Origin of the sequence: Acidipropionibacterium virtanenii (assembly GCF_003325455.1) — a bacterium.
GTDB lineage: Bacteria > Actinomycetota > Actinomycetes > Propionibacteriales > Propionibacteriaceae > Acidipropionibacterium > Acidipropionibacterium virtanenii.
On sequence record NZ_CP025198.1, the window covers coordinates 1,294,704 to 1,319,510 of the forward strand.

At 69.9% G+C, this 24,807-nt stretch carries 20 protein-coding genes; 13 read left to right on the top strand and 7 right to left on the bottom strand.

From position 1 onward, the window contains the following. Positions 1-13: 13 nt before the first annotated feature. Entirely contained in the window at positions 14-1,702 is a 1,689-nt protein-coding gene (ettA, locus tag JS278_RS05930; RefSeq protein ID WP_114044376.1) for an energy-dependent translational throttle protein EttA, read from the top strand. A gap of 66 nt (positions 1,703-1,768) precedes the next feature. Here ettA and JS278_RS05935 read toward each other — a convergent pair whose 3' ends face one another. Then, positions 1,769-4,639 (bottom strand): FAD-binding and (Fe-S)-binding domain-containing protein, encoded by a 2,871-nt coding sequence (locus JS278_RS05935; protein WP_114044377.1) that lies wholly within the window; start codon positions 4,637-4,639, stop codon positions 1,769-1,771. 27 nt (positions 4,640-4,666) lie between these two features. Then, positions 4,667-5,158, bottom strand: coding sequence for a MarR family winged helix-turn-helix transcriptional regulator (locus JS278_RS05940; protein WP_114044378.1), 492 nt, complete (start codon positions 5,156-5,158; stop codon positions 4,667-4,669). A gap of 231 nt (positions 5,159-5,389) precedes the next feature. On the opposite strand from JS278_RS05940, the gene JS278_RS05945 reads away from it, so the two are divergent. The 6 genes from JS278_RS05945 to JS278_RS05970 all read left to right on the top strand — a co-directional run bounded on the left by JS278_RS05945 (position 5,390) and on the right by JS278_RS05970 (position 11,553). After that, the gene (locus JS278_RS05945; protein ID WP_114044379.1) at positions 5,390-7,240 is read left to right on the top strand and encodes an AMP-dependent synthetase/ligase; all 1,851 of its coding nucleotides are present in this window, start codon (positions 5,390-5,392) and stop codon (positions 7,238-7,240) included. Between the two features lie 45 nt (positions 7,241-7,285). Further along, entirely contained in the window at positions 7,286-9,202 is a 1,917-nt protein-coding gene (locus tag JS278_RS05950; RefSeq protein WP_114044380.1) for an AMP-dependent synthetase/ligase, read from the top strand. Beyond that, positions 9,202-10,080: an acyl-CoA thioesterase gene (locus JS278_RS05955; RefSeq protein ID WP_114044381.1), complete on the top strand. Its 879-nt coding sequence runs from the start codon at positions 9,202-9,204 to the stop codon at positions 10,078-10,080. The genes JS278_RS05950 and JS278_RS05955 overlap by 1 nt, the downstream gene beginning before the upstream one ends. Before the next feature lie 143 nt (positions 10,081-10,223). Then, entirely contained in the window at positions 10,224-10,694 is a 471-nt protein-coding gene (locus JS278_RS05960; RefSeq protein ID WP_114044382.1) for an HIT family protein, read from the top strand. A 158-nt stretch (positions 10,695-10,852) separates the two neighbouring features. Further along, positions 10,853-11,194 (top strand): AbrB/MazE/SpoVT family DNA-binding domain-containing protein, encoded by a 342-nt coding sequence (locus JS278_RS16180; protein ID WP_220150045.1) that lies wholly within the window; start codon positions 10,853-10,855, stop codon positions 11,192-11,194. Next, positions 11,191-11,553 carry a type II toxin-antitoxin system VapC family toxin gene (locus JS278_RS05970; RefSeq protein WP_114044383.1) on the top strand — a complete coding sequence of 121 codons (363 nt, stop codon included), beginning with the start codon at positions 11,191-11,193 and terminating at the stop codon, positions 11,551-11,553. Before JS278_RS16180 ends, JS278_RS05970 begins: the two co-directional genes overlap by 4 nt. Here JS278_RS05970 and JS278_RS05975 read toward each other — a convergent pair. Continuing rightward, complete coding sequence (locus tag JS278_RS05975; RefSeq protein WP_220150046.1) at positions 11,537-12,076, bottom strand: GNAT family N-acetyltransferase; 540 nt, start codon at positions 12,074-12,076, stop codon at positions 11,537-11,539. The two genes, JS278_RS05970 and JS278_RS05975, sit on opposite strands and share 17 nt — an antisense overlap. A gap of 105 nt (positions 12,077-12,181) precedes the next feature. Beyond that, entirely contained in the window at positions 12,182-13,627 is a 1,446-nt protein-coding gene (gene gndA, locus JS278_RS05980) for an NADP-dependent phosphogluconate dehydrogenase (RefSeq protein WP_114044385.1), read from the bottom strand. A 110-nt stretch (positions 13,628-13,737) separates the two neighbouring features. Between gndA and JS278_RS05985 the strand changes: the two genes are divergently transcribed. Continuing rightward, complete coding sequence (locus JS278_RS05985; RefSeq protein ID WP_147243158.1) at positions 13,738-14,004, top strand: hypothetical protein; 267 nt, start codon at positions 13,738-13,740, stop codon at positions 14,002-14,004. A 9-nt stretch (positions 14,005-14,013) separates the two neighbouring features. Here JS278_RS05985 and pepN read toward each other — a convergent pair whose 3' ends face one another. Then, entirely contained in the window at positions 14,014-16,608 is a 2,595-nt protein-coding gene (gene pepN, locus JS278_RS05990; protein ID WP_114044387.1) for an aminopeptidase N, read from the bottom strand. 237 nt (positions 16,609-16,845) lie between these two features. Here pepN and JS278_RS05995 point away from each other — a divergent pair, with 237 nt between their 5' ends. Continuing rightward, positions 16,846-17,448, top strand: coding sequence for a mycothiol-dependent nitroreductase Rv2466c family protein (locus JS278_RS05995; protein WP_181833840.1), 603 nt, complete (start codon positions 16,846-16,848; stop codon positions 17,446-17,448). Between the two features lie 141 nt (positions 17,449-17,589). Beyond that, entirely contained in the window at positions 17,590-19,803 is a 2,214-nt protein-coding gene (ligA, locus tag JS278_RS06000) for an NAD-dependent DNA ligase LigA (RefSeq protein ID WP_114044388.1), read from the top strand. Between the two features lie 15 nt (positions 19,804-19,818). On the opposite strand, the gene JS278_RS06005 is transcribed toward ligA, so the two are convergent. Both JS278_RS06005 and JS278_RS06010 read right to left on the bottom strand, forming a co-directional pair. Continuing rightward, complete coding sequence (locus JS278_RS06005) at positions 19,819-20,421, bottom strand: GNAT family N-acetyltransferase (protein ID WP_114044389.1); 603 nt, start codon at positions 20,419-20,421, stop codon at positions 19,819-19,821. Continuing rightward, positions 20,421-21,707 carry a GNAT family N-acetyltransferase gene (locus tag JS278_RS06010; RefSeq protein WP_114044390.1) on the bottom strand — a complete coding sequence of 429 codons (1,287 nt, stop codon included), beginning with the start codon at positions 21,705-21,707 and terminating at the stop codon, positions 20,421-20,423. Before JS278_RS06010 ends, JS278_RS06005 begins: the two co-directional genes overlap by 1 nt. An 88-nt stretch (positions 21,708-21,795) precedes the next feature. Here JS278_RS06010 and JS278_RS06015 point away from each other — a divergent pair, with 88 nt between their 5' ends. From JS278_RS06015 to JS278_RS06030, 3 genes are all read left to right on the top strand, one after another. After that, the gene (locus JS278_RS06015; protein ID WP_114044391.1) at positions 21,796-22,266 is read left to right on the top strand and encodes a ribose-5-phosphate isomerase; all 471 of its coding nucleotides are present in this window, start codon (positions 21,796-21,798) and stop codon (positions 22,264-22,266) included. 274 nt (positions 22,267-22,540) lie between these two features. Continuing rightward, positions 22,541-23,356, top strand: a complete 816-nt coding sequence (locus JS278_RS06025) for an Fpg/Nei family DNA glycosylase (protein ID WP_114044392.1) — start codon at positions 22,541-22,543, stop codon at positions 23,354-23,356. After that, on the top strand, positions 23,353-24,759 hold the full coding sequence (locus JS278_RS06030) for a hypothetical protein (RefSeq protein ID WP_114044393.1): 1,407 nt from the start codon (positions 23,353-23,355) through the stop codon (positions 24,757-24,759). Before JS278_RS06025 ends, JS278_RS06030 begins: the two co-directional genes overlap by 4 nt. Positions 24,760-24,807 lie beyond the last annotated feature (48 nt).

Consider the following 24,807-nt stretch of genomic DNA (forward strand, 5'->3'; position numbering starts at 1 on the left):
ACGAGGAGCGCCGATGGCAGAGTTCATCTACACCATGCACAACGTCCGCAAGGCGGTGGGAGACAAGGTCATCCTCGACGACGTCACCCTCTCCTTCTACCCCGGGGCCAAGATCGGCGTCGTGGGGCCCAACGGCGCCGGCAAATCGACCATGCTCAAGCTGATGGCCGGCCTGGACACGCCCAACAACGGCGAGGCGAACCTGGCCAAGGGCGCCACGGTCGGCATCCTGCTCCAGGAACCGCCCCTGACCGAGGACAAGACGGTCCTGGAGAACGTCGAGGAGGGAGTCGGCGAGATCAAGGCGAAGCTCAACCGCTTCGAGGAGGTCTCGGCGGCGATGGCCGATCCCGACGCCGACTTCGACGCCCTGATGGCCGAGATGGGCGAACTGCAGACCGAGCTGGACGCCGCCAACGCCTGGGACATCGACGCCCAGCTCGCCCAGGCGATGGACGCGCTCCAGTGCCCGCCGCCCGAGACCCCCGTCGACGTCCTGTCCGGTGGCGAGCGACGCCGCGTGGCGCTGTGCAAGCTCCTGCTGGAGGCGCCCGACCTGCTGCTGCTCGACGAGCCCACCAACCACCTGGACGCCGAGTCGGTCAACTGGCTGGAGGGCCACCTGCGCTCCTACGCCGGGGCCGTGCTGGCCGTCACCCACGACCGGTACTTCCTGGACAACGTGGCGCAGTGGATCTGCGAGGTCGACCGCGGCAAGCTGCGCGGCTACGAGGGCAACTACTCGACCTACCTCGACACCAAGCGCCAGCGCCTCCAGATCGAGGGCAAGAAGGACGCCAAGCGCGCCAAGATCCTGGAGCGGGAGCTGGAGTGGGCCCGCTCCTCGCCGAAGGCCCGCCATGCCAAGAACCGTGCCCGCCTGGCCCGCTATGAGGAACTGGCCGCCGAGGCCGAGCGCAACCGCAAGATCGACACCGCCGAGATCAACATCCCGCCGGGCCCGCGGCTGGGCAGCGTGGTGCTGGAGGCGAACGGGCTGACCAAGGCCTTCGGCGATCACCTGCTGTACCGGGACCTGTCCTTCGATCTGCCGAGGGCCGGCATCGTCGGCATCATCGGGCCCAACGGCGTCGGCAAGACGACGCTGTTCAAGATGATCGTGGGCCAGGAGCAGCCCGACTCGGGCACCCTGAAGGTGGGGGAGACGGTGAGCTTCTCCTATGTCGACCAGAACCGTGCCGGCATCGACGCGAAGAAGAACCTGTGGCAGGTGGTCTCCGACGGGCTGGACTACATCAAGGTGGCCAACTTCGAGGTGCCCTCGCGCGCCTACGTGGCCAGCTTCGGGTTCAAGGGTCCCGACCAGCAGAAGCCCGCCGGGGTGCTGTCGGGCGGTGAGCGCAACCGCCTGAACCTGGCGCTGACGCTGAAGCAGGGCGGCAATGTGCTGATCCTGGACGAGCCGACCAACGACCTGGACGTGGAGACCCTCTCCAGCCTGGAGGACGCCCTGCTGGAGTTCCCCGGCTGCGCCGTCATCACATCCCACGACCGCTGGTTCCTGGACCGCATCGCCACCCACATCCTGGCCTGGGAGGGCGAGGACGAGGACGGGGTGCCGCGCTGGTTCTGGTTCGAGGGCAACTACGCCGACTACGAGGCCAACAAGATCGAGCGCCTCGGCCCGGAGGCCGCCCGTCCGCACGCCTCCAAGCACCGTCGCCTCACTCGCGGCGAGTGATCCCGTAGCGGAATCCGCGATGCCCCGCACCCATCAGGGTGCGGGGCGTTCACATACCCCCGCCACTCAGGAGATGTGGGCCGCGAGCAGCTCTGCCAGGGTGAGGGCGCGGCGTCCGGCCAGGTCGGAGGTCTGACGCCGGCAGGAGAACCCGTCGGCCAGCACGATCGCGCCCGGCCCGGCCTGCTCGATGGCCGGCAGCAGGTCGTGCTCGGCCACCGCCACCGAGGTCTCGTAGTGGCCGATCTCCACCCCGAAGTTGCCGGCGTAGCCGCAGCACCCGCCGACCGTGACGACGTCGGCCCCGGAGGCCTCCAGCAGCCGCTGGTCCGGGCCGAAGCCGAGGATCGAGGCGTGGTGGCAGTGGGGCTGGGCGACGACGGTGTGGCCGGCCAGGCTCGGCGGCGTCCATCCGGCGGCCTCCAGCATCTCGGCCATGGTGTGGACGTTCTTCGCGACGGTCTGTGTGCGCGGGTCGTCGCCGATCAGTTCGAGGGCGTCGGAGCGCCACACGGTGGTGCAGGAGGGCTCCAGGCCGACGATCGGGATGCCGGCCTCGGCCAGTGGGGCGAGCACGTCGAGAGCGGCCCGCAGCTTCTTCCTCGCACCGTCGAGCTGCCCGGTGGTGATCCAGGTGAGGCCGCAGCACACGTCGTCGGTGAGCACCTCGGGCCGGTAGCCGGCGTCGGCCAGCACCGCCACCACGGCGCCCAGATCGCAGTCCTCGAGCATGTCGGAGAAGGAGTCCACCCAGATCGCCACTCGTCCGGCAGGAGCGTCGGTGCCGCGGCGTCCGGCCCGCACCGCCTCGGCAGCCGTCGTGGAGTGCTCGGCGTCCATCCCCTTGCGGGCCGCCCCGCCGACCCGGAAGGTCGGCAGCGGACGCCGCTGGTCCACCCCCGCCACCCAGCGTCCCAGATGCTTGATGCCGGGCACCCCCAGCGCCGCATTCGTCACCCTCGCCAGACCGGGCACCGCCGCGATGAGCCGCTCCCAGCGCGGCAGCCAGCCCATCACGTAGTGGGAGCGGGGGCGCGGCCTGCCGCAGTACTTCTCGTGGAACACCCGGGACCGGTAGGTGGCCATGTCGATGCCGGTGGGGCAGTCGCGGGCGCACCCTTTGCAGGCCAGGCACAGGTCGAGGGCCCTGGCCACCTCGGGGGAGTCCCAGCCGTGCACCAGGGTGCCGTTGACCATCTCCTGGAGCACCTTCGCCCGTCCCCGGGTGGAGTCCTTCTCGTCGTGGGTGGCCTGCCAGGAGGGGCACATCACCCCGCCGTTCGCGGAGTTCTCGGCGATGCACTTGCCCACCCCGGTGCACTGGTGGACGTCGTGGGCGAACCGCGGGTGGCTTCTGGTCAGCGGAGACCTGCGGGCCGCGTGCATCCGGATGTCGGCCTCCACCGGACGCGGATCGACGAGGACACCGGGATTGAGAATGTTCGCGGGATCGAAGATGTCCTTGACCTGCCCGAACAGGGAGATCGCGGCGGGGGAGTAGATGGCCGGCAGCAGGGCCGAGCGGGCCCGCCCGTCGCCGTGCTCCCCGGATGCCGAGCCGCCGTGGCGGGCCACCAGGGCGGCGGCGTCCTCCACGAATGCGCGGTACTGCTCCGGGCCGTCGTCGGCGTCCAGGGGGTAGTCGATGCGGCAGTGCACGCACCCCTCCCCGAAGTGGCCGTAGGGCATGCCGTGCAGGCCGTGCTCGACCAGCAGGGCCTCGAAGTCGCGCAGGTAGGCGCCCAGGCCGGCGGGGGGCACGGCGGCGTCCTCCCAGCCCGCCCAGGCCAGCTTCTCCAGGCTGACGCCGGCCAGCCCGGCGCCGTCGGAGCGGATCTGCCACAGCGCGGAGGCCTCCTTCGGATCGGAGACCACCCGTCCCTCCAGGCACCCGGATGCGGCGGTCATCTGCTCGGCCCGTGAGGCGACCTCGGCGGCGTCGTCGCCGCGCAGCTCCACGAACATCCAGCCGTCGCCGCGCGGCAGGTCGGGGACTGCGGAGGGGCCCTTGGCCCGGGCCACGACGTCGACGATGCGACGGTCCATCCCCTCGCAGGCCACCGGGTGGAAGGGCAGCAGGGCTGTCACGGCGTCGGCCGCCTCGGCCATCGTCGGGTAGCCCAGCGCCACGGTGACCCCGTGCGGGGGGTCGGCGACGAGTCTGACCGTGGCGCGGGTCACCAGGCCCAGGGTGCCCTCGGTGCCGCAGATGAAGGCCGGCAGGTTGAACCCGTTCTCGGGGGCCAGGTGCTCCATCTGGTAACCGGAGACCTGCCGGGAGAAGGTGCCGAACTCGGTGCGGATGACGCCCAGATTGGCCGTCGCCAGATCGTGGAGATGAGACAGCCGCGGATCGTCGGTGCTACCGGCCGCCAGGCGGAGCGTCGTGCCCGCCGCGGTGAGCAGGTCGGCGTCCACGACGTTGTCGCAGGTGCGCCCGTAGCCCAGCGCCCTCGGGCCGCAGGCGTTGTTGCCGATCATCCCGCCGATGGTGCAGCGGGTCGACGTCGAGGGATCGGGGCCGAAGCGCAGCCCGTACGGCTTCCCGGCGGCCTGCAGGGCGGACTGGACGACGCCGGGATCGACGACGGCGGTGCGGGTCTCGGGGTCCAGGGAGTGGATGGTGTGCAGGTGCGCGGCCAGATCGATGACGAGCCCCTCGCCGACCGCATTGCCGGCGCAGCTGGTGCCCGCCCCCCGCCCTGTGATCGGCAGACCCGCCTGGGCGGCGGCACTCACCAGGGCCGCGACCTCCTCGACGCTGCGGGGGTGGGCCACGGCCCGCGGCACGACCCGGTAGATGGAGGCGTCGCTGGAGTACAGGGCGCGGGCGAGGGTGGAGTCGTCAAGGCAGTCGACCGCTCGGGAGTCGGTCCGGGAGAGGGCCGCCCTGAAGTCGTCGAGAAGACCGGTGCCGACAGTGGTGGGTGCGGACATGCCTGTCAGTCTGGCACGGCGTGCCACTCAGTGATCAGGGGGACCGCTGGCCGGATCGGTGGCTGCGATGACGGCCGCCATGCTTCGGTCGATCACCATCAGGTCCTTGCGGCCGATGGCGTCGATGAAGGCCCTGCGTACCGCCCTGACGTGGTGGGCGGCGACGGATTCGATGAGCGCCATGCCCTCATCGGTGAGGACGGCCACGACACCGCGCCGGTCGTGGCTGGCTGTTCTGCGAAGCACCACGCCCTGACTCTCCATCCGCGAGACGGTGTGGGTGAGGCGGGAGCGTGAGAGGTGGACCTGGCCGGCGAGCTCGCCCATCCTCAGACGGTGGTCCTCGGCCTCCGAGAGGTGAACCAGGACGTCGTACTCGGCCAGATCGATCCCGTGAGGGCGCAGACCCTCGTCGAGGTACCGGTAGAGCTGTGCGGTGGCGACCAGCCATCGGCGCCAGACCTGCTGTTCCCCGCTGTCGAGCCAGGGCGTCGCCTCCTCGAGGTCGTTATTGGGCATGGCGTACATGCTAGTGGGCGCGGGAACGGTCGCGCGTGGCCGGGCAGAGGGAAGACTTGGGGGACCGGGTTGGGCGGACCCTTCAAGCCGGGCGACGGGACGTTGTGAGAACCGGCCAGAGCTCGGTGCCATAGAGTCGGGACAGGTTGATGTGAGGTGACCGGAGCCCTGTCGATCGAACTGGTCCCGATGATCGGGCCGGATCCAACCGAGACGAAGAGGTGATCACCGGTGAGCCTGCAGAATGGCCTGACGGCCAGGTCGGCGCGCAATTTCGGGGCGCTGCTGGACCGGCAGGCCGATGAGCATCCCGACCGGATCGCCTTCCTCATCCCGCGGGGCGCCGACGACGAGGCGAACACCTGGGTGCCGATGACATTCGCCGAGTTCCGGCGTCAGGCCCACGCCGTGGCCGCGGGTCTGCTGGACCTGGGCCTGGAACGCGAGCAGCGGGCGGCGATCATGTCGGGCACCCGCACCGAGTGGATCGTCGCCGACATGGGCGTCTCCTGCGCCGGTGGGGCGACGACGACCGTCTACCCCAACACGAATGCGGAGGAGACCTCCTACATCCTCACCGATTCCGACTCGCGAATCGTCTTCGTCGACACCGTCGAGCAGCTGAGGAAGATCCGCTCCCGATCCGAACTCGACGATCACGTTCGCGCGATCATCCTCTTCGACGGAGATGAGGGGGACGCCGGCGACGAGCGCGTCATGTCGATGGCCGATCTCATCGCGCGCGGCCGGCGTCGTCTGGCGGCCGAGCCCGATCTGGTGCGCCGGGTCATCGAGTCGATCGAACCGACGGATCTGGCCACTCTCATCTACACCTCCGGTACCACCGGCACCCCCAAGGGGGTTGAGATCGAACACCGGTCGTGGACCTATATGGGGGCTGCCTGGGAGTACAAGGACTTCATCCACGGCGACGACGTCCATCTGCTGTGGCTCCCGCTCTCCCACGCCTTCGGCAAGTGCCTGCTGGCGATCTGCATCCAGATCGGCGTCACCCAGGCGGTCGAGGGCCGCATACCGCGGCTGGTGCGCAGCATCGCGGAGGTGAAACCGGACGTGATGTGCGGGGTGCCGCGGATCTTCGAGAAGATCCGCGCCGGTGTCATGACTCGCGCACCCCAGGGCCGACTGCAGAGCCGGATCGCCCACTGGGCCTTCGCGGTCGGCCGCGACTCGCGTCCCTACCGGCTCCAGGGCCGGCCGATGCCGCCGATGTTGGCTGCGCGCTACCGGGTGGCCGACCGGCTGGTCTTCTCCACGCTGCGCAGGAGTCTCGGCGATGTGCGGTTCATGATCTCGGGTGGGGCCAAACTCTCCCCGCAGGTCCAGGAGTGGTTCTACTCGGCCGGGGTGCCGATCGTGGAGGGGTACGGTGCCACCGAGCTGTGCGCGGTGGCCTTCTTCTCCGAGCCGAGCACCATCCGCTTCGGGACGGTCGGCCCGGTCTGCCCGGGTTGCGAGGCGAGGATCGCCGAGGACGGAGAAGTGCTGGTGAAGGGACCCATCGTGGCCCGTGGCTACCACAACCTGCCCGAGAAGACGGCTGCCGCCTTCATCGACGGCTGGTACCGCACCGGTGACATCGGCGAGCTCGACGAGAACGACTGCCTGCACATCACTGACCGCAAGACCGATCTCATCAAGACGTCCGGGGGCAAGTACGTGGCCCCGCAGAAGGTGGAGGCCGCGCTGATGGCCAACTGCCCCTACCTGTCCCAGGCGGTGGCGCTGGGGGAGGGCCACAAGTACATCGTGGCCCTGGTGACCCTGGATCCGGAGAAGCTGGCCCTGTGGGGTCGCCGTCACGGGTATCCGAGGGCCGGCTACGCCGAACTCGCCCGGATGCCCCAGGTGCATGACTCCATTCAGCGCTACGTGGACCGTGCGAACACCCATCTGGAGCGCTGGGAGACCGTCAAGCGATTCGCGATCCTCGACACCGAGCTCGACGACGAGGAGGGGATGGTCACGACCAGCCTCAAGGTGCGCAGGAATGTGGTCGACAACCGCTATCGTGGCCTGTGGGAGTCCTTGTACGACGCAGATGGGGATCCCAGAGGCTGAACTCGAGAACTTCATGCGGCACCAGCGGGAAAGGGCGACCCACCAATGACGACTGACACGCTTGCCGTTCGGGAGGAACTGCTGGCGCGCAGCGCGCGCAACCTCGGCGACATGCTCCGGCGACGGGTCGATCAGACCCCTGACGCGGTGGCCTTCTGGTATCCCGAGAACAAGACCTACGGGCCCGAGGAGTGGACCCCGGTCACCTGGAGCCAGATCCAGCAGGACAGCCACGAGGTGGCGGCCGGGCTGCTCGATCTGGGCCTGGAACGCGAGCAGCGGGTGGCGATCTGCGCCGACACGACGCTGGACTGGATCCGCGTCGACCTGGGGATCGCCTGCGCCGGCGGGGCCACCACCACCGTCTATGCCAACTCGAATCCCGAGGACGTCGAGTACATTCTCACCGCCTCGCAGTCGAGCATCTACGTCGCCCAGAACAGCGAGCAGGCCATCAAGGTGGTCGGTCGGCCCGCACTCGACGGGCTACTGCGCCACATCATCCTCGTCGACGACGACCGCCTCATCCAGGGGGCCCCGAACTCCCCTCGGCGCACCGTGGCCGAGGACGACCGGGTGATGTCTCTGGCCGAGCTGCGCGAGCGGGGGTGGAAGCGCCGTCGTCGCGATCCTGGGTGCGTCCAGCGGGTCATCGACGCCGTCACCCCGGCCTCCCTGTCCACCCTCATCTACACCTCGGGCACCACCGGGAAGCCCAAGGGGGTCGAGCTGCCGCACCGCGCCTGGACCTACATGGGCGTCGCGATGGAGTCCTGGGACCCTCTGGAGCCCGGCGACCTGCAGTACCTGTGGCTGCCGTTGGCCCACGTCTTCGGCAAGTGCCTGCTGGCGGTGCAGATCACCATCGGCTTCGCCTCGGCGGTCGACGGGCGGGTGGACCGCATCGTCACCGGGATGGGAGAGGTGCACCCCACCTTCATGTGCGGGGTGCCGCGGATCTTCGAGAAGGTCCGCGCCAGGGTCATCACCGCAGGCGGCCTGGCGGGCCAGGTCTCCGCCTGGGCCTTCAAGGTGGGATCCGAGAGCGCCCCCTACCGACTGGAGGACCGGCCGATGCCCAAGGGGCTGGCGGTCCGCCAGCTCGTCGCGGAGAGGCTGGTCTTCTCCAAACTCAAGAAGACCATGGGCGGTCGGATCAGGATGATGATCGCCGGCGGCGCCAAACTGTCGCCCCAGGTGCAGCGCTGGTTCTTCGCGGCAGGGATCCCCGTGGTGGAGGGCTACGGATCCACCGAGACCTCGGCCATCGCCTTCTTCAACGTGCCCAAGAAGGGCCGCTTCGGGCCTCGCTTCGGCACCGTGGGCGCGGTGTGTCCCGGCGTCGAGGCGCAGATCGCCGAGGACGGCGAGGTGATGGTGCGCGGGCCGATCGTCGCCAACGGCTACCACGACGATCCGGAGCGGACCCGCAAGTCCTTCGAGGACGGCTGGTTCCACACCGGCGATATCGGATACTTCGACGAGGCCGACCATCTGGTCGTGACCGATCGCAAGCGGGACATGATCAAGACCTCCGGAGGCAAGTACATCGCTCCCCAGCATGTGGAGTCGACGCTGATGGGCGCCTGCCCGTACCTGTCCCAGGCCGTCGTGGTGGGGGAGGGGCACAAGTACGCTGTCGCTCTGCTGACCCTGGACCACGATTCCCTGATGGCGTGGGGATCGCGCCACGGCCGCCCCGAGAAGTCCTATGAGCAGCTCACCCAGGAGCCGGAGATCAGAGCCTCGATCCAGCGCTACGTCGATCGGGCCAACAGCCATCTGGAACGCTGGGAGACGGTCAAGAAATTCACCCTCCTCGATCACGAGCTCGACGGCGACCGGGGCCTGGTGACCGAGAATATGAAGGTGCGCCGGGGCAAGGTGATCGACGAGTACGCCGACCAGATCTCGGCGATGTACACCGACGAGCAGTCTGTGCCCTTCGACAAGGAGGACTGATGGCAGTATCCGCCGATGCGGAGCCGGGATCTTCAGCCCCGGTGGGGGTCCGTATCCCGCTGCGCTGGTCGGACATGGACTATCAGGGCCACGTCAACAATGTGAGCATCTCCGAGCTTGTCCAGGAGGCCCGCTCGCTGGCACTGGCCGGGACCCCGGTGGAGAAGCTCTTCGGTACCGGGATCGTCGTGGTGGATCAGGATGTCGAGTTCATCGCCCCATTCACCGTCGACGAGGAGCCTCTGGACGTCGACGTGTGGTGCTCGGACGTCGGTGCGGCGAGGATCCGGCTGGAGTACCGGGCCCGCCACCACGGCGTCGACGTGGCCCGGGCGCGGGGGACGGTGTGCCCCTTCGATTTCGAGCAGGGCCGGCCGAGACGGCTGGCAGCCGACGAACGCGCGGTCTTCGAGGCGATGAGCGGCCCGGCCTCCGACTGGGCGGATTTCCCCAACCCCGATGTGGCGGGGTTCGGCGAGGTCGTCGACGTCCCGGTGCGCTGGTCGGATGTCGACCGCTACGGGCACGTCAACAATGTGGCCCAGGCCGGATACCTCCAGGAGGCGCGGATCCGGTCCACGACTTCCTGGTCGCCCGGGATGAGGCGGGCCGGCAACAGGCTGTGGGTGGTGGCCCGTCAGGACATCGCCTACCGTCACCAGGTGCATCCGGAGATCGGGATCTGCCCGGTGCACACCGCGCTGACCAGGCTGGGTCGCACCTCGGTGACCCTGTCGGCCGCCATCCCCACCGACGAGGGCACCGCCCTTCAGGCGGTCACCGTCCTGGTGTCCGTGGACCCGTCCTCGGGAGCCGCGGTGCCGATCGACGATGCCACCCGGGCCGATCTCGCCGGGCACCTGGTTCAGCTTCCCTGATCCGATCCGACGACCCGTCCCCAATGTGGCGCCCAGCGGCGCCGGGGCCCGTCACCACCTGTCTGCGCCGCCGGACGCCACATTGAGGACAGGGTCGGGCAGCGGTGTCACGGGGACCGAGCGCGGTCGATAGCGTGACAGTCATGACTGACTTCCGGGACGATCGTGTCGTCTCAGCGCTGAGAGGAGAGAATCCGACCGTGCTGGCAAGGCTCGCGACGTCGTTCGCCGTGATGGGGGACGTGCAGTTCCTGCCCGGGTACTGCATCGCTCTGGTCGATCGCCCCGGTATCGAGGTGCTGACAGACCTGCCAAGGAAGGACCGACTGACCTACTTGTCCGACGTCGACCTGCTGGCGGAGGCGGTCACCAACGTCTGCCGCTCCAGGGATTCTGCTTTTCGTCGGGTCAACATCGAGATCCTCGGCAACACCTATGCGGCCCTGCACATCCACATCTGGCCGCGCTACGACTGGGAACCGGCTGCGCGCCTGGCCATGCCGGTCTGGTTGTATTCGCGGGACCACTGGAGTGCCTCGAAGTGGCGGCTGTCACCGGACCACGACGGCTGGCGCCGGGATCTGGCCCGCGAGATCGCCCGGCTGGGTTCCTGACGTCGCGTCCCCAATGTGGCGTGAGGCGGCGAAGAGTCACCCGGATGCGGAGTGTGTGCCGCTGTGCGCCACATTGGGGACCGGCAGAGCCGAGAAGGAGGTGCATCGGCCGGCTCGGGCATGGACCATCGAATGTGACTGGATGGTACTGTTGGTTCATGAATACCACTTTCGTGGCTCCGATGGGAGATCGCGGGCGGCTCGTCGTCCCGGCCGAGCTGCGGCAGCGGCAGAACTGGGAACAGGGCACGCCCCTGCTGTTCGTGGAGACCGACCGCGGTGTGCTGCTGGCGACCCGCGAGCAGGCCAAGGCCCTGGTGCGCGACCAGCTCCGCGGAGCGAGCCTCGTCGATGAACTCGTGGACTCGCGTCGTGCGGAGGCGCGCGATGAGGACCGTGCGGAGGCGCGCGATGAGGACCGTGCGGAGGCGCGCGATGAGGACCGTGCGGAGGCGCGCGATGAGAACCGCACCTCCTCCCGGAGGGAGGACGCCCGGTGACGGTGCTCGATGCCTCGGCGGTGCTCGCCTTCCTGCAGGGCGAGGCGGGGGCCGATCGGGTCGAGGAGGCTCTCGAGGACGCGGCGATCGGTGCGGCCAACTGGTCGGAGGTCGCTCAGAAGGTGCGGCAGCGCGGGGCGGACTGGCCCCTCGCCGCCAAACTGCTGAGCAGCTACGGTCTGGCGGTCGAGCCCGTGACCGCCGAGGACGCCGAGCGCGCTGCGCTCCTGTGGCGCACCGGTTCGGGGCTCTCCCTGGCCGACCGTCTCTGCCTGGCTCTCACCGGCAGGCTCGGTGGCCCAGTGCTGACCGCCGATCAGGCTTGGGGCTCTGACGACACGGTCATCCAGATCCGCTGACCTCCAGCACCCAGCGGATCTCGCCGTCCAGAACCAGCCCGGTGGGCCGGAATCCCAGTTTGGCCGCCACCTTCTGCGAGGCCGCGTTGTCGGGGTGGATGTGGGCCCTGAACTCGGCCACACCCCGGGAGACGAGCCACTCGAGGACGGCCCCGGTGGCTCGGGTCGCGATCCCGCGGCCCTGCCAGACCGGGCCGACCACCCATCCCAGCGAGGCCACGAGCAGGTCCTCGAACGTCCGCGAACGGCGCTCCAGCGTAGCCTGGACGAACCCGACAGCCGCTCCGGGCGGCTCGGGACGCACGATCCAGTTCAGCCATCCCTGCGTGCCGTCGCTGGAGGCCCCGCGTACCTGCGAGCGGTACCGTGCCCGCAGCCGGCTCGGGGCCGGAGCCGAGCCTCCGGTGAACCGGTACAGGGACTCGTCGGCCAGTACCCCGGCCATCTCGCCGGCATCGGCCACCCGCAGCGGGTCGAGGCGCAGATCGCCTGTGGTCAGGGGTTCCGCCGATGGCCAGGTCACGGGGCCGAGGGTGCCACCCCCGCCCAACGACATCCCCGGCCGACCCCTGTGGTGCGACCGCCCCGTGAGTGGCTCACGGGGCGGTCGCACTCAGAACGGGTGCGGTCAGTCGGCGCTGATCTCCGAACCGTCCCCGCTCCACAGCGTGTGCCAGGAGCCCTCGTCGTCGACCCGCTTGTAGGTGTGGGCGCCGAACAGGTCGCGCAGTCCCTGGGTGAGGGCCGCATTGAGACGCGGGGCACGGACCTGGTCGTAGTAGCCCAGCGCCGAGGCGAAGCCGGGCACCGGCACACCGGCCTCGGTGGCGCGGGCGATCACCCGACGCCATGCCCCCTGGGACTCGCCCAGCTCGGCCCTCACCGACGGCGCCTCGAGCAGCGTTGTGAGGTCGTGGGCGGCGTACTCGTCGCGGATCCTCTGCAGCAGCCGGGCACGGATGATGCATCCGTCGCGCCAGATGGAGGCGACCTTCGCCATGTCGACCTCCCAGCCGTACTCCTGGGCGGCGGTGCGGATCTCGTCGAGACCCTGGGAGTAGGCCACCACCTTGGCGCACCACAGCGCCGAGCGGACGTCGTCGATGAACCCCTGCCGGTCCTCGACCGCGATCTGCCGGTCGGGGCCCTGCAGTGCGGCCTGGCCCGCGGCGCGCAGCGCCGGGGCGCTGGAGACGGCGCGGGCGAAGACCGCCTCGCCGATGGTGGAGACGCCGACCCCCATCTCCAGTGCGGTCTGCACCGTCCAGGTGCCGGTGCCCTTCATGCCCGCGGCATCGGCGATGACGTCGACCAGGTCCTGGCCGGTACCGCGCGGATCCTTGGTGGCCAGCACCCGCGAGGTGATCTCGATCAGATACGAATCCAGGTCGCCGGTGTTCCAGCCGGCGAAGACCTCGGAGGCCTCCGCGTTGGACAGGCCCGCCGCGCGCAGCAGCGCGTGCGCCTCGCCGATGAACTGCATGTCGGCGTACTCGATGCCGTTGTGCACCATCTTGACGAAGTGCCCGGCCCCGTCGGTGCCCATCCAGGCACAGCACGGCTCGCCGTCGACGTGGGCCGAGATCTTCTCCAGCACCGGCCCGATCGCCTTGTAGGACTCCTTCGAGCCGCCGGGCATGATGGACGGCCCCTCCAGGGCGCCGACCTCGCCACCGGAGATCCCGGTGCCGACGTAGTGGATGCCGGTCTCGCGCAGCGCGGCCTCACGGCGACGGGTGTCCTTGAAGAAGGAGTTGCCTCCGTCGACCAGGATGTCGCCGGGCTCCAGCAGTGGGACCACCTCGCCGATGACGGCATCGGTACCGGCGCCGGCCTTGACCATCATCACGACCCGTCGCGGACGCTCCAGAGAGGCGACGAAATCGTCCAGCTCATGGGAGGGCAGGAACACCCCCTCGTCGCCGTGGTCGGCCATCACCTGATCGGTGCGGGCCGCGGTCCGGTTGTACAGCGCCACCCGGAACCCCTTGTGCGCCATGTTGCGGGCCAGATTCGACCCCATCACCGCCATACCGATGACGCCGACATCGGCCTGTGCACTCGAATCGGACATCTGCTCCTCCTGTGATCGATCGATTTCAATTCTGGCAGGTCCGCCGGGAGGCGCTGTCCCGGTGATCGGGAGGCGGGCAGCCGGGGCCGCACTGGGCTAGTCTTCCGCCTATGAGCGAAGCCGCTGTTGTGATGAACACTCTGGTCCCGATGAAGGTGCTGCCCGGCTGGCCGGCGGCTTCATACAGCGGATTCCATGTGTTCGTGCTCTGCTTCCTGGCCCCGATCGCGGTCGCGGTGCTCTTCGCCCTCATCGGTCACGCCCCGGGATGGCTGCGCGCCAGCCGTCATGAGGAGGTCGAGGCCGAGATCGCCGATCCCGAGGATTCGGCAGCGGCACCGACCCCCGAACCTCCCCAGCACGCGCAGCTGAGCTGACGGCCCGCCTCAGGACAGACTCCTCGCCTGGCAGCGCAGGGCCCTCTCGGCGGCATCGGACTCCTCGAGGAGCACCCTGTTCACCGTGCTGGTGAGGGTGCGCGACGACGCCCACTGGCGCAGCTCGTCGAGCCAGGCGCGGTCGGCATTCTCAACCGGGAACAGCCACTGGAGGGCGTTCTGGATCTGAGCGTGTCCGGCCGTGGCCCACTGACCCTCCCCGGCGTCCACCGCGGCGCACAGCTGGAGGTACTTCGCGGCGTAGGGCGCCAGCACCTCCTGCTGGTCCGGATTGATGAAGTGGCTGACGATCTCGCGGTAGGTCTCATTGGGGACGCCGCGTTCATCGGTCGCTCGTTTCCAGGCGGTGGCCTTGGCCTCGGCTGTGGGGACCGCCGCCCGCGCCCCGGCGGCGGCCTGGGCCCCGGCGATCGTGTTGTCGCGGTCCTGCTCGTCGGCGATGAGCTGCTCCTCGGCCCTCCCCAGCCGTGCCAGGGCGGCGATGATCCGCCACCTCATGCCCTGGTCGACGACCAGCCCCTCGGGGACCTCCTCGCCGGTCAGCCAGCCCGTCAGCAGGTCGGCCCCCTCGGCCCCGAGAACCGCCAGCAGCCCGCCCGCGAGAGCCACCTGGTGGTCGCCGCCGGGCTCGGTGTCCTTGAGCTGGACGGCGATCGCGCTGATGAGGGCGGTCCGGACCTCGGACCTCAGTTCGGGGGCGGTATATGACAGCACCGCGGTGGTGGCCTGGCGGATGAGCGACTGGACCGCCGTGAGATCGGTCTCGCTGCCCAGACCTCCGATGACCAGGGCGACGTAGTCCTGCGCCCGCAGTTCCGCGTCGCGGCACATGTCCCAGGCCGCCCCCCAGCACAGCGCCCTGGCGAGCGGATCGCTCAGGGCGGCGATGTGCTCGGTGAGGGTCTTCAGGCTGTGCTCGTCGAGCCGGACCTTGACGTAGCTGAGATCGGCGTCGTTGAGCAGGACCAGGTCGCCGCGGGCGCGCCCGGCAAGGGCGGCGATCGGCGTCCGCTCCCCGTGGACGTCGACCTCCAGGCCGTCGGTGCGCACCAGCCCGTCCTGGGTGAGGGAGTAGATGCCGATCCCCATCCGATGGGTCCGCAGGGTGGGGAACCGCGCCGGCGCGCTCTGGACGATGTCGAAACGGGTGAAGTTGCCGTCCTCGTCGACGTCGAAGTCGGGCCGCACGGTATTGACGCCGGGGGTGCGCAGCCATTCCCGGGTGAAACCGGACAGATCGCGTCCACTGGCCTTCTGCAGTTCTTCGAGGAGGTCGGAGAGCCGGCTGTTGGCGAATTTGTGGGCCTCCAGGTAGGCGCGAACCCCGACGAGGAACTGCTCCTCGCCGACGAAGGCGACCAGCTGCTTGAGGGTCGAGGCCCCCTTGGCGTAGGTGATGCCGTCGAAGTTCTGTTCCACCGTCGCCAGATCCACCATGTCGGCGGCGATCGGATGGGTGGTGGGCAGCTGATCCTGCCGGTACCCCCAGGTCTTGCGCTGGTTGGCGAAGGACACCCACGGGTTCACCCCGCCGTGCTTCGCGGCGATCTTCTCCTGGCAGTGGTGGGAGGCCCACTCGGCGAAGGACTCGTTGAGCCACAGATCATCCCACCAGGTCATCGTCACCAGGTCGCCGAACCACATGTGCGCCAGCTCGTGGAGGATCGTGTTGTCGCGGGCCTCGTACTGGGCCGAGGTCACCCGGGAGCGGAACAGGTAGTCGTCGCGGTGGGTGACGCAGCCGGCGTTCTCCATCGCACCGGCGTTGAACTCGGGGACGAAGGACTGGTCGTACTTGCCGAAGGGGTAGGGGTGGCCGAACTCCTCCTCGTAGACCTCGAACCCGCGCTGGGTGGTGGTGCGGATCCGCTCGGCATCCAGGAACTCGGTCATCGATCGGCGGCAGAGGATGTCGGCGCCGATGTCTTTGCCCTCGCGGGTCCGCACCGTGCCGTGGTCGACGGCGTAGTGGCCGGCCACCAGAGCGGTCAGATAGGTCGAGATCGGCGGGGTCGCGGGGAACTGCCAGGTGGCGATCCCCTCGTAAGGGCCGTCGGAGGGCTCGGGGGTGGTGCCGTTCGAGATGACCGTCCATCCCTGTGGCGCCAGGACCTTCAGGGCGAAGGCGGCCTTGAGATCGGGCTGTTCGAAGTTCGCATACATTCGGCGGGCATCGGCGATCTCGAACTGGGTGTACAGGTAGACCCGGTCGTCCGCCGGATCGACGAATCGGTGCAGCCCCTCGCCCGAGTGGGAGTAGCGGCACAGCGCGACGACGGTCAGCTCGTGATCGCCGACCCCGGCCTCGATCGGGAACCGGTGGTCGTGGTGAAGAGCCGGATCCAGCGGAACCCCGTCGAGCTCGGCGGCGTAGACGCCGTCGGCGATGAGATCGGCGTGGGTCGCCTCCCCGGTACTCGAGAAGCTGATCGTCGACGAGGAGACGAAGGTGCCGGCGGGATCGGCGAGCGGGTTGCCCTGGGGATCACGGCCCGACAGGTCGACGACCACCCGGTAGGAGTGGGCGGTGACGATGCGCGAGCGCTGCTCCGCCTCATCGCGGGTGATATTCACCGGATTCATGGTGCCTCCGTATGCGAGTCGGCGCGGGCTCTCCTGATCGGTATCCGCTTCCTGGCCAGACTGTATCGGCTGCCCGGCGCTCCCGGGGCCGCAGGCGGGGCGGTTCCGCGGAATCGCGGGACCGTGATGCGAGGGCCGGGGAGTTCTGGCCGCCCGGCTGTGAGCCGACCGCGAACATGGCGGACGTCGTCGCCCCGGGCCTCCCGCGGTCGGCCCGGGGCGGGTTGACTTGGGGACATGACGACGACAGTTGACTTCTGGTTCGATCCCGCCTGTCCCTGGGCCTGGATGACCTCCAGGTGGATGCTCGAGGTGGAGGAGGTGCGAGACGTGCACACCGTCTTCCACGTGATGAGCCTGGCCGTGCTCAACCAGGGCCGCGACCTCCCGGAGGGCTACCGCAAGGAGATGGACCGGGCGTGGATCGGGGCCCGGGCGGCCACCGGCGTCGTGGAGACCTACGGCGACGAGGCCGTGCGCCCCTTCTACACCGCACTGGGCACCCGCTACCACCTCCAGAAGGCGCCGCACGACGAGGCGACGGTCGCGCAAGCGCTGAGCGAGTGCGGATACGACCCCGACATCGCGACGCGGGCGACCACCGAGGAGTTCGATGAGGCGATGATCGCCTCTCACCACCAGGGCATGGATCCGGTGGGTCAGGACGTCGGCACCCCGGTGATCCACCTGAACGGGATGGCGCTGTTCGGCCCGGTGATCTCCCCGGCGCCCAAGGGGGAGCAGGCCGGCGAGCTCTTCGACGGCTTCGAGAAGATGGTCGCCTACCCCGGCTTCTTCGAACTCAAGCGCACCCGCACGGTGGGGCCCGTATTTGATTGAGGCGGGGGAGCCGACTCCCCCTGCACCGCTCTCGTGGCGGTCGTTGACGCTCGAATCTCGTCCACGTCGCTTGCCTCGCGCCGCGGGTCGGGCCTGCGCCGCGATCGGCCGAGTGTCACCGGGGTGCGCAAGGATAGAGACATGGTGAACGAGCAGACCCCTGTGGAGGGCAGCGCCGAGGAGTCCGAGCCGCGGCAGCACTGGGGCGATCTGGTGGCCCGCATCGAGGCCGCCCAGCAGGCCTACTACGGCGAGGACGCCCCGACCATCTCCGATGCCGAGTACGACCGGCTGATGATCGAGCTCCAGGAGCTGGAGGAGGCCAACCCAGCGCTGCGCACCCCCGAGTCCCCGACCCAGCGGGTCGGCGCCCCGCAGAAGATCACCGACTTCGCCCCCGTCGAGCACATCGAACGGCTTCTCAGCCTCGACGACGTGTTCACCATCGACGACCTGGAGGCCTGGATGGCCCGGGCCGGCGCCGAGGCCCCCGAGAGGACAAGGTATCTGTGCGAGCTGAAGATCGACGGTCTGGCGATCGACCTGGTCTACCGGCGCGGACGGCTGGTCAGCGGCGCCACCCGCGGCGACGGCCGGGTCGGTGAGGACGTCACCGGCAACGTCCGCACCATCTCCGCCATCCCGCGTCGGCTGAGCGGCGACGACATCCCCGATCTGCTGGAGGTGCGCGGCGAGGTGTTCTTCCCCGTCACGGACTTCGAGGATCTCAACGCCCACCTGGTGGAGGTCGGCAAGCCGCCCTTCGCCAACCCGCGCAACGCGGCGGCCGGGTCGCTGCGCCAGAAGGATCCGAGGATCACGGCCGACCGGCCGCTGTCGATGATCTGCCACGGTCTGGGCCGGGTGGAGGGCTACCAGTTCCCCAGCCAGGGCAAGGCCTACGACAAGCTCGCCGAGTGGGGGCTACCGGTCTCGCCCTACTACAAACTGGTCGGCACCCGGGCCGCGGTGCTGAGTTTCGTCCGCCACTGGGGGGAGCATCGCGACGAGGCGTCACACCAGATCGACGGGGTCGTCGTCAAGATGGACGACATGTCCGTGCAGCGCGCACTGGGAGCCACATCCCGGGCGCCCCGCTGGGCGGTGGCCTACAAGTACCCTCCGGAGGAGGTCAACACCAGGCTGCTGGACATCCAGGTCAACGTCGGGCGCACCGGCCGGGTGACCCCCTTCGGTGTGATGGAGCCGGTGACCGTGGCCGGCTCCACGGTCGAGATGGCCACCCTGCACAACGCCTCCGAGGTGAAGCGCAAGGGCGTGCTCATCGGCGACACCGTGGTACTGCGCAAGGCCGGCGACGTCATCCCCGAGATCCTCGGCCCGGTGGTGGCGTTGCGCGACGGCACCGAGCGCGAGTTCGTGATGCCCGACAGCTGCCCGTCGTGCGGCACGACCCTGGCCTACGAGAAGGAGGGCGACAAGGACCTGCGCTGCCCGAACTCCCGCTCCTGCCCCTCTCAGCAGCGCGAGCGGGTCGCCGCCCTGGCCGGTCGCGGCGCCCTGGACATCGAGGCGCTGGGCTGGGAGGCCGCCATCGCACTCACCGATCCCGAGTACTCCAGGCCGGCCCCCGAGGATGCGGAGGGGGAGATGCCCGAACCGCAGACCCCGGTGCTGTCCAGCGAGGCCGGGCTGTTCGAGCTCACCGCCGACGACGTCAGCGACGTCAAGGTGTGGCGACGCCGCAAGGTCAAGGGGGAACCGGGGCCCTGGCAGCAGGAGCTGTACTTCTGGACCAAGCCCACCGCGAAGAAGCCCTCGGTGCCGAGCGCCAATACGAAGAAGATGTTCGACGAGCTGACCAAGGCCCGCAGCCAGCCCCTGTGGCGGGTACTGGTGGCGCTGTCGATCCGGCACGTGGGGCCCACGGCGGCCCGCGCGCTGGCCGCGCGCTTCGGTTCGGTTCAGGCGATCCGCGACGCCTCGGTCGACGATCTCGCCGAGACCGACGGGGTGGGCCGGGTGATCGCCGAGTCGGTGCTCGACTGGTTCACCGTCGACTGGCACCGCGAGATCGTCGAGCGCTGGGAGGCCGCCGGGGTGCGGATGGCCGACGACGCATCCGAGGCCCCTCAGCAGGTCCTGGAGGGGTTGACGGTGGTGGTCACCGGCTCCCTGGAGGGATTCACCCGGGATGAGGCCAAGGAGGCCATCCTGGCGCGAGGAGGCAAGGCGGCCGGCTCGGTGTCGAAGAAGACCGACTACGTGGTGGTGGGCGCCAACGCCGGATCGAAGGAGACGAAGGCCCGGGACCTGGGCCGCCCGATCCTCGACGAGGCGGGGTTCCGCCACCTCCTTGACAACGGACCCCAGAGGGTCCCGACCGTCGGGTGAGTACTCGCCCGGACCTCAGCCCAGGTGGCGGGCCACCCGATCCTGGAGGCGGAGTTTCGCCGCCGGCCACTCGTGGGCCAGCAGCGAGTAGCACACGGCGTCGTCCAGGACGCCGTTGGCGTGCCGGGCATAGGCCCGCAGCACCCCGTCGAGCCGGAACCCGAGCCGTTCGATCGCCGCCCGGGACTGCTGGTTGGTCCACTTGGTGCGCAGCCCGACCCGCTGGCAGCCGAGCTGCTCCATCGCATGCCCGATGAGCAGCAGCTTGGAGTCGGCATTGGCGCCGGTGCCCTGGGCCGAGGCGCGGGTCCACGTGTAGCCGATCTCCAGGCGGGGCACGTCCGGCGTCAGGTCGTAGTAGGTGGTGACGCCCAGAGGCTGCCCGTCGCGGCGCCGTATGCAGGCGAAGGGCACCATCGTTGCGGCGTCGCGGGCCGCGAGTTTGGAGGCGATGTCCTCGGCCATCCGTTCCGGCGACGGGGTCGACGTCCACCACAGCCGTTCCCCCAGATCGCCGTCGCGCACCGCCTCCACCAGGCCGTCCAGATGGCCCGCAGACAGAGGCTCCAGACGCACCAGCCGACCCGTGAGCGTCAGATCGGGATCGATCCAGGTCATCAGAACTCCGTGATGTTGTGGGGGGTGTCGTCGGTGGCGAAGAGCCTGGCGACGGTGCGGACCTGATCGGGGGTGCCGCGCAGCCGCCGGGCGCCGGCTAGCGCCTCGGCCCGGACGGTGCCGAAGTACAGCGAGCCCAGCGAGGCGATGTCGAGGGCCACGGCGTCCCGGTCGCGGACAGGCGTCACCTCGGCCGGTGAGCCGGCCTCCGCGACATCGACGCGGTAGGCGCCCGAGCACCACTCCAGCGGGTCGATGACGCGCAGGGTCACCGATCCGGTGTGGTCCCAGCCGCGGACCGCCAGGGCCCGGGCGACGTCGAGGATCCGCAGCCAGGTGAGGTCCGCATTGCCGGTGAACCGCACCACCCGTGGGTCGCGCACCGCCCAGGGCAGCGGCGTCGAGGGGTTCACCTTCGAGGCGGTGATCCGGGTCACCAGGTCGATCGAGGCCAGGAACTCCCACAGCGCCAGCTCGGCCTCCGTGGTGACCGCCTCCATGTCCCGCACCTTGAGGGTCGAGCCGAAACTCTCGGTCACCTCGTAGGAGACGACGCCGTCCGGCCGTCCGTCCGCATCCCGGTGGACCGCCGAGCGGACCCGCCGGTTGGGCTTCTGATCCTCGTAGTCCCAGCGTCCGGCGGCGAACTCCACCCACCAGTCCAGACGGCCGTGGGAGCCCCGGTGGGAGCGGTGGAAGGCGTCGAAGACCTCGCGGCGCACGTCGTCGATCTCATCGGCGGCGACCATCTGCACAGAGCCCTCCGGCTCGTGGGCCAGGGTGAACCGACCGTCGCTGATGACCTCGACGCGCTGGTCGTGGCTGGAGACCCCGAAGCCGAAGCGGCCGTAGATGGCCCCTTCGGTGGCCGTCAGGACGGCCATCGAGCGGCCGGACTCCCGGGCCACTGCCAGGTCATGGCTGATGAGTCCGCGCAGGATGCCGCGACGGCGATGGGTCGGGCGGACGGTGACGTCGGTGATGAAGTCGGCCGGCTCCAGATGGCCATGGCCGGTATTCACCGTCGAGTCGTAACTGGCCAGGGTGGCCACCGGAAGGCCCGGCAGCTCGAGCTCCGGCTCGGGTCCGCGGACCGCCCACAGCCTCTCCCCGGCCACATGATCGGCGTAGTGGACGAGGAAATCATGATCGGGTTCGGCCATGTGGAAGCCGAGATTCACCGCACGCGACACATTGGCCAGCTCATCGGTGAGCCGGCCGTCTGAGACGACGCGGGTCAGGCGGTAGGGCTGGGGCAGCTGAGGGCTTTCCTGGATCTCGGACATGGGCCCCACGGTATCCACCCTTGGTGAGCAGCGGACTGAATCGCGGCCCCGTGGCCCCCGCAGGGCGCGGCGATGGGAGGATGACCCCATGAGTTTCACACCCTCGCATGTGCATATCGCCACCGATCATGCTGCTTTCGAGCTGAAGCAGTACCTCAAGGAACAGCTGCTGGCCGCCGGTTACGACGTCGTGGACCACGGTGCGACCGAGTACGACCCCGAGGACGACTACCCGAAGCCCTGCATCACCTGCGCCCGTGCGGTCGTCGCCGAGCCCGGCTCCCTGGGAATCGTCTGCGGCGGCTCCGGCAACGGCGAGCAGATCGCCGCGAACAAGGTGGACGGCATCCGCGCCGCCCTGGTCTACAGCGACGAGACCGCGAAGTTGGCCCGCGAGCACAACGACGCCAATGTCATCTCCCTCGGCGGGCGCATGCAGCCCGTCGAGGAGGCCTGGAAATGGGTGCAGACCTTCCTGTCCACCCCCTTCTCCGGGGCCGAGCGTCACCAGCGCCGAATCGACCAGCTCGCCGCCTGGGAGAACACGGGCAGTATCTGACGCGGGCCTCGCGCCACGGGTGGGCTCAGTCGGTCGACGGAGAGTCCCCCTCGGCTCGTCGCCGCAGGTCGGCCAGGATGACGCCCCACTCCTGACCCGGAGCCGGCATCTGCGGGGGCGTTCCCGGGACCGGGGTCCCGGTCCGGTCGCTACTGTGGTGGAGGTCGCGGGCTCGCAGCGCACGCACGCGATCGATCACCGGACCGGTGTGCCGCTGGGTGCCAGAATTCCTGCCCTGTCTGCTCACCCCGCCATTCCACCACAGGAGGTCCACTTGCCCGAGGGGCACGTCATCCATCGGCTCGCCGACGAGCTCACTGCAGTCTTCGAGGGCCACGAGGTCTCGGTGAGTTCCCCGCAGGGGCGATTCGCGGTGGAGTCGGTGCACCTGGACGGGACGGTGCTGCGCGGAGCCGAGGCCTGGGGAAAGCACCTCTTCATCGACTTCGCGGCCCCCGAGGCTCACTGGGTGCATATCCACCTGGGTCTGATCGGACGCCTCACAGTAGGGCCGGTCACCCCGGTGCACGGCCAGGTGAGGCTGCGGATCGAGAACTCCACATCGGTGGCGGACCTGCGCGGGCCGCAGTGGTGCCGACTGCTGACCGACGACGAGCGCCGCGCAGTGCTGGCCACCGTGGGCGCCGATCCCATCCGTGACGACGCCGATCCCGAGCGTGCCTGGCGGGCCGTCCATCGCAGCTCCCGGTCCGTCGCGGCACTGCTGATGGACCAGTCGATCGCCGCCGGGGTCGGCAATATCTATCGGGCCGAGGTGCTGTTCCGGGCCCGGCTGGATCCGACGACCCCGGGCAACCGGCTCAGCCACGCCACCTGGACCCGCATCTGGGCCGATCTGGTCGATCTGATGCGCCTGGGCGTGGCGAACGGCCGCATCGACACCGTCGCCGCCGAGCACACCCCCGAGGCGATGGGACGGCCCCCGCGGGTCGACCGGCACGGCGGAGAGGTGTACGTGTACCGGCGTGCGGGACAGCCCTGCCTGGTCTGCGGGGCACCGGTCCGCCAGACCGATCTCGGCGGACGGCACCTCTTCTGGTGCCCGCGCTGCCAGCGGAGGCACCGATGAGCGACGACCTCTGGGACCGGACCGTCCTCAGCCTCACCACCGATGCCCACGGCTGGCCGGTCGCCGCCACCCGCACGGCCGCGGGCCTGGTGTCGGTCGACGCCCCCCCGCCGTGGCGGCCCGTCGATCTGGAGTGCGGCGGCCGGGAACTCGAGGTGACCGCCGAGCACCCCGACGGGGCTCGCATGCGGATCCGCCACACCATCGAGGAGACCTGGGACATCCGCATCACCATCAGGGCCATCGGAGACCGGCGGATCCGGGTGCCGGGGCCGCGCTGGCGATTCCTCACAGACACCCCCGTCCACGCCTGGCCGGCGGGGGCCGACGGTGCCGTCGCCACCGCGCCCCGCGACGGGCGGCACCTGGTGTGGAAGCAGCTGGCGGGAGACTCGCGGATCGGCGACGACGGCGTCCTCCCCCTGGGCGCGGTCATCGAGCTGGACGCCGGCGAGGCGGTCAGCTGCTCCTGGCGCGGACACGAGGTCACCTCGCCGCGGCAGCTGCTGCGAGACCTTCCCGACTGGCTGCCGGCCGAACTCATCGAGACCGACGGCGCCGAGATCTGGTGCGACACCCCCGACGCCGGGCTCATGATGGACGGCGCCGAGACCGACGGACAGGTGCTGGCGGGCCGGCCGGGGCTCCACGAGCTGGAGGTCCGCCAGTCCCGCGGCACCACCCGGCTGGCGCTCGGCTGGGCGCCGTCCTTCGCCGCCGTCCGGCGGATTCGTGGCGGGGAGATCATGCGCAGCCTCGACGTCCGCCGCGCCGACGGTCCCCGGCTGTGGATCCTCACCCGGGCCGCGGAGGCCGCCGACGTCGACCGGGTGGCCCTTGAGATGGTCGACGAAGCCCTGGAGAACCTGCTGTCGCGACCGGGCGCCGACCTGCTCACGGTCGTCACCGCGCTGACCCGGTCCTCGGTCACAGCCGACACCGATATCTGGAATGCGGCACTGGAGGCGCTGTCGCGGCTGCCCGTCGAGGCACCGGGCACTCTGATGGCCCACGCTCTGGCGGCCTCCCTGGCCAGCATCGGCGGCGGCCCCCGGCCGGGGCCGCTGGAGAGCCCGGTCGACCTCGACGATCCGCTGGTGCGCGCCGAGCGGAGCATGCTTCTGGAGCCCGGCCGGGATCCGGACGCCGACGCCCTCGCGGCGCTGTGGCTGCTGGGCGGCGTCCTTCCCTCCCCGGCTCCGGGACCGCTGCTGGACGGGCACGGCCGCCACCCGGCACAGCGCACCGCGCAGGCGGTGGCCGTCACCTCCATGTGGCCCGAGTGGTGGGACGTCACCGCGGACTGGGGGGCCGACGCCGCCACCCTGAGACAGCGCGCCGTCCGCCGGCTTCTGGCCCAGGATCATCTCGACGACGAGGCCCTGGCCCTGCTCATGTGGTGAGCGACAGGTCAACGGTGGTGGCAGTCTTGGGGTGTGACATCGACTCCG

Coding starts and splice junctions, on each gene's coding strand:
- ettA (WP_114044376.1), top strand. CDS start 14: ATGGCAGAGTTCATCTACACCATGCACAACGTCCGCAAGGCGGTGGGA.
- JS278_RS05935 (WP_114044377.1), bottom strand. CDS start 4,639: ATGTCCGCACCCACCACTGTCGGCACCGGTCTTCTCGACGACTTCAGG.
- JS278_RS05940 (WP_114044378.1), bottom strand. CDS start 5,158: ATGCCCAATAACGACCTCGAGGAGGCGACGCCCTGGCTCGACAGCGGG.
- JS278_RS05950 (WP_114044380.1), top strand. CDS start 7,286: ATGACGACTGACACGCTTGCCGTTCGGGAGGAACTGCTGGCGCGCAGC.
- JS278_RS05955 (WP_114044381.1), top strand. CDS start 9,202: ATGGCAGTATCCGCCGATGCGGAGCCGGGATCTTCAGCCCCGGTGGGG.
- JS278_RS05960 (WP_114044382.1), top strand. CDS start 10,224: ATGACTGACTTCCGGGACGATCGTGTCGTCTCAGCGCTGAGAGGAGAG.
- JS278_RS16180 (WP_220150045.1), top strand. CDS start 10,853: ATGAATACCACTTTCGTGGCTCCGATGGGAGATCGCGGGCGGCTCGTC.
- gndA (WP_114044385.1), bottom strand. CDS start 13,627: ATGTCCGATTCGAGTGCACAGGCCGATGTCGGCGTCATCGGTATGGCG.
- JS278_RS05985 (WP_147243158.1), top strand. CDS start 13,738: ATGAGCGAAGCCGCTGTTGTGATGAACACTCTGGTCCCGATGAAGGTG.
- pepN (WP_114044387.1), bottom strand. CDS start 16,608: ATGAATCCGGTGAATATCACCCGCGATGAGGCGGAGCAGCGCTCGCGC.
- JS278_RS05995 (WP_181833840.1), top strand. CDS start 16,846: ATGACGACGACAGTTGACTTCTGGTTCGATCCCGCCTGTCCCTGGGCC.
- ligA (WP_114044388.1), top strand. CDS start 17,590: ATGGTGAACGAGCAGACCCCTGTGGAGGGCAGCGCCGAGGAGTCCGAG.
- JS278_RS06005 (WP_114044389.1), bottom strand. CDS start 20,421: ATGACCTGGATCGATCCCGATCTGACGCTCACGGGTCGGCTGGTGCGT.
- JS278_RS06010 (WP_114044390.1), bottom strand. CDS start 21,707: ATGTCCGAGATCCAGGAAAGCCCTCAGCTGCCCCAGCCCTACCGCCTG.
- JS278_RS06015 (WP_114044391.1), top strand. CDS start 21,796: ATGAGTTTCACACCCTCGCATGTGCATATCGCCACCGATCATGCTGCT.
- JS278_RS06030 (WP_114044393.1), top strand. CDS start 23,353: ATGAGCGACGACCTCTGGGACCGGACCGTCCTCAGCCTCACCACCGAT.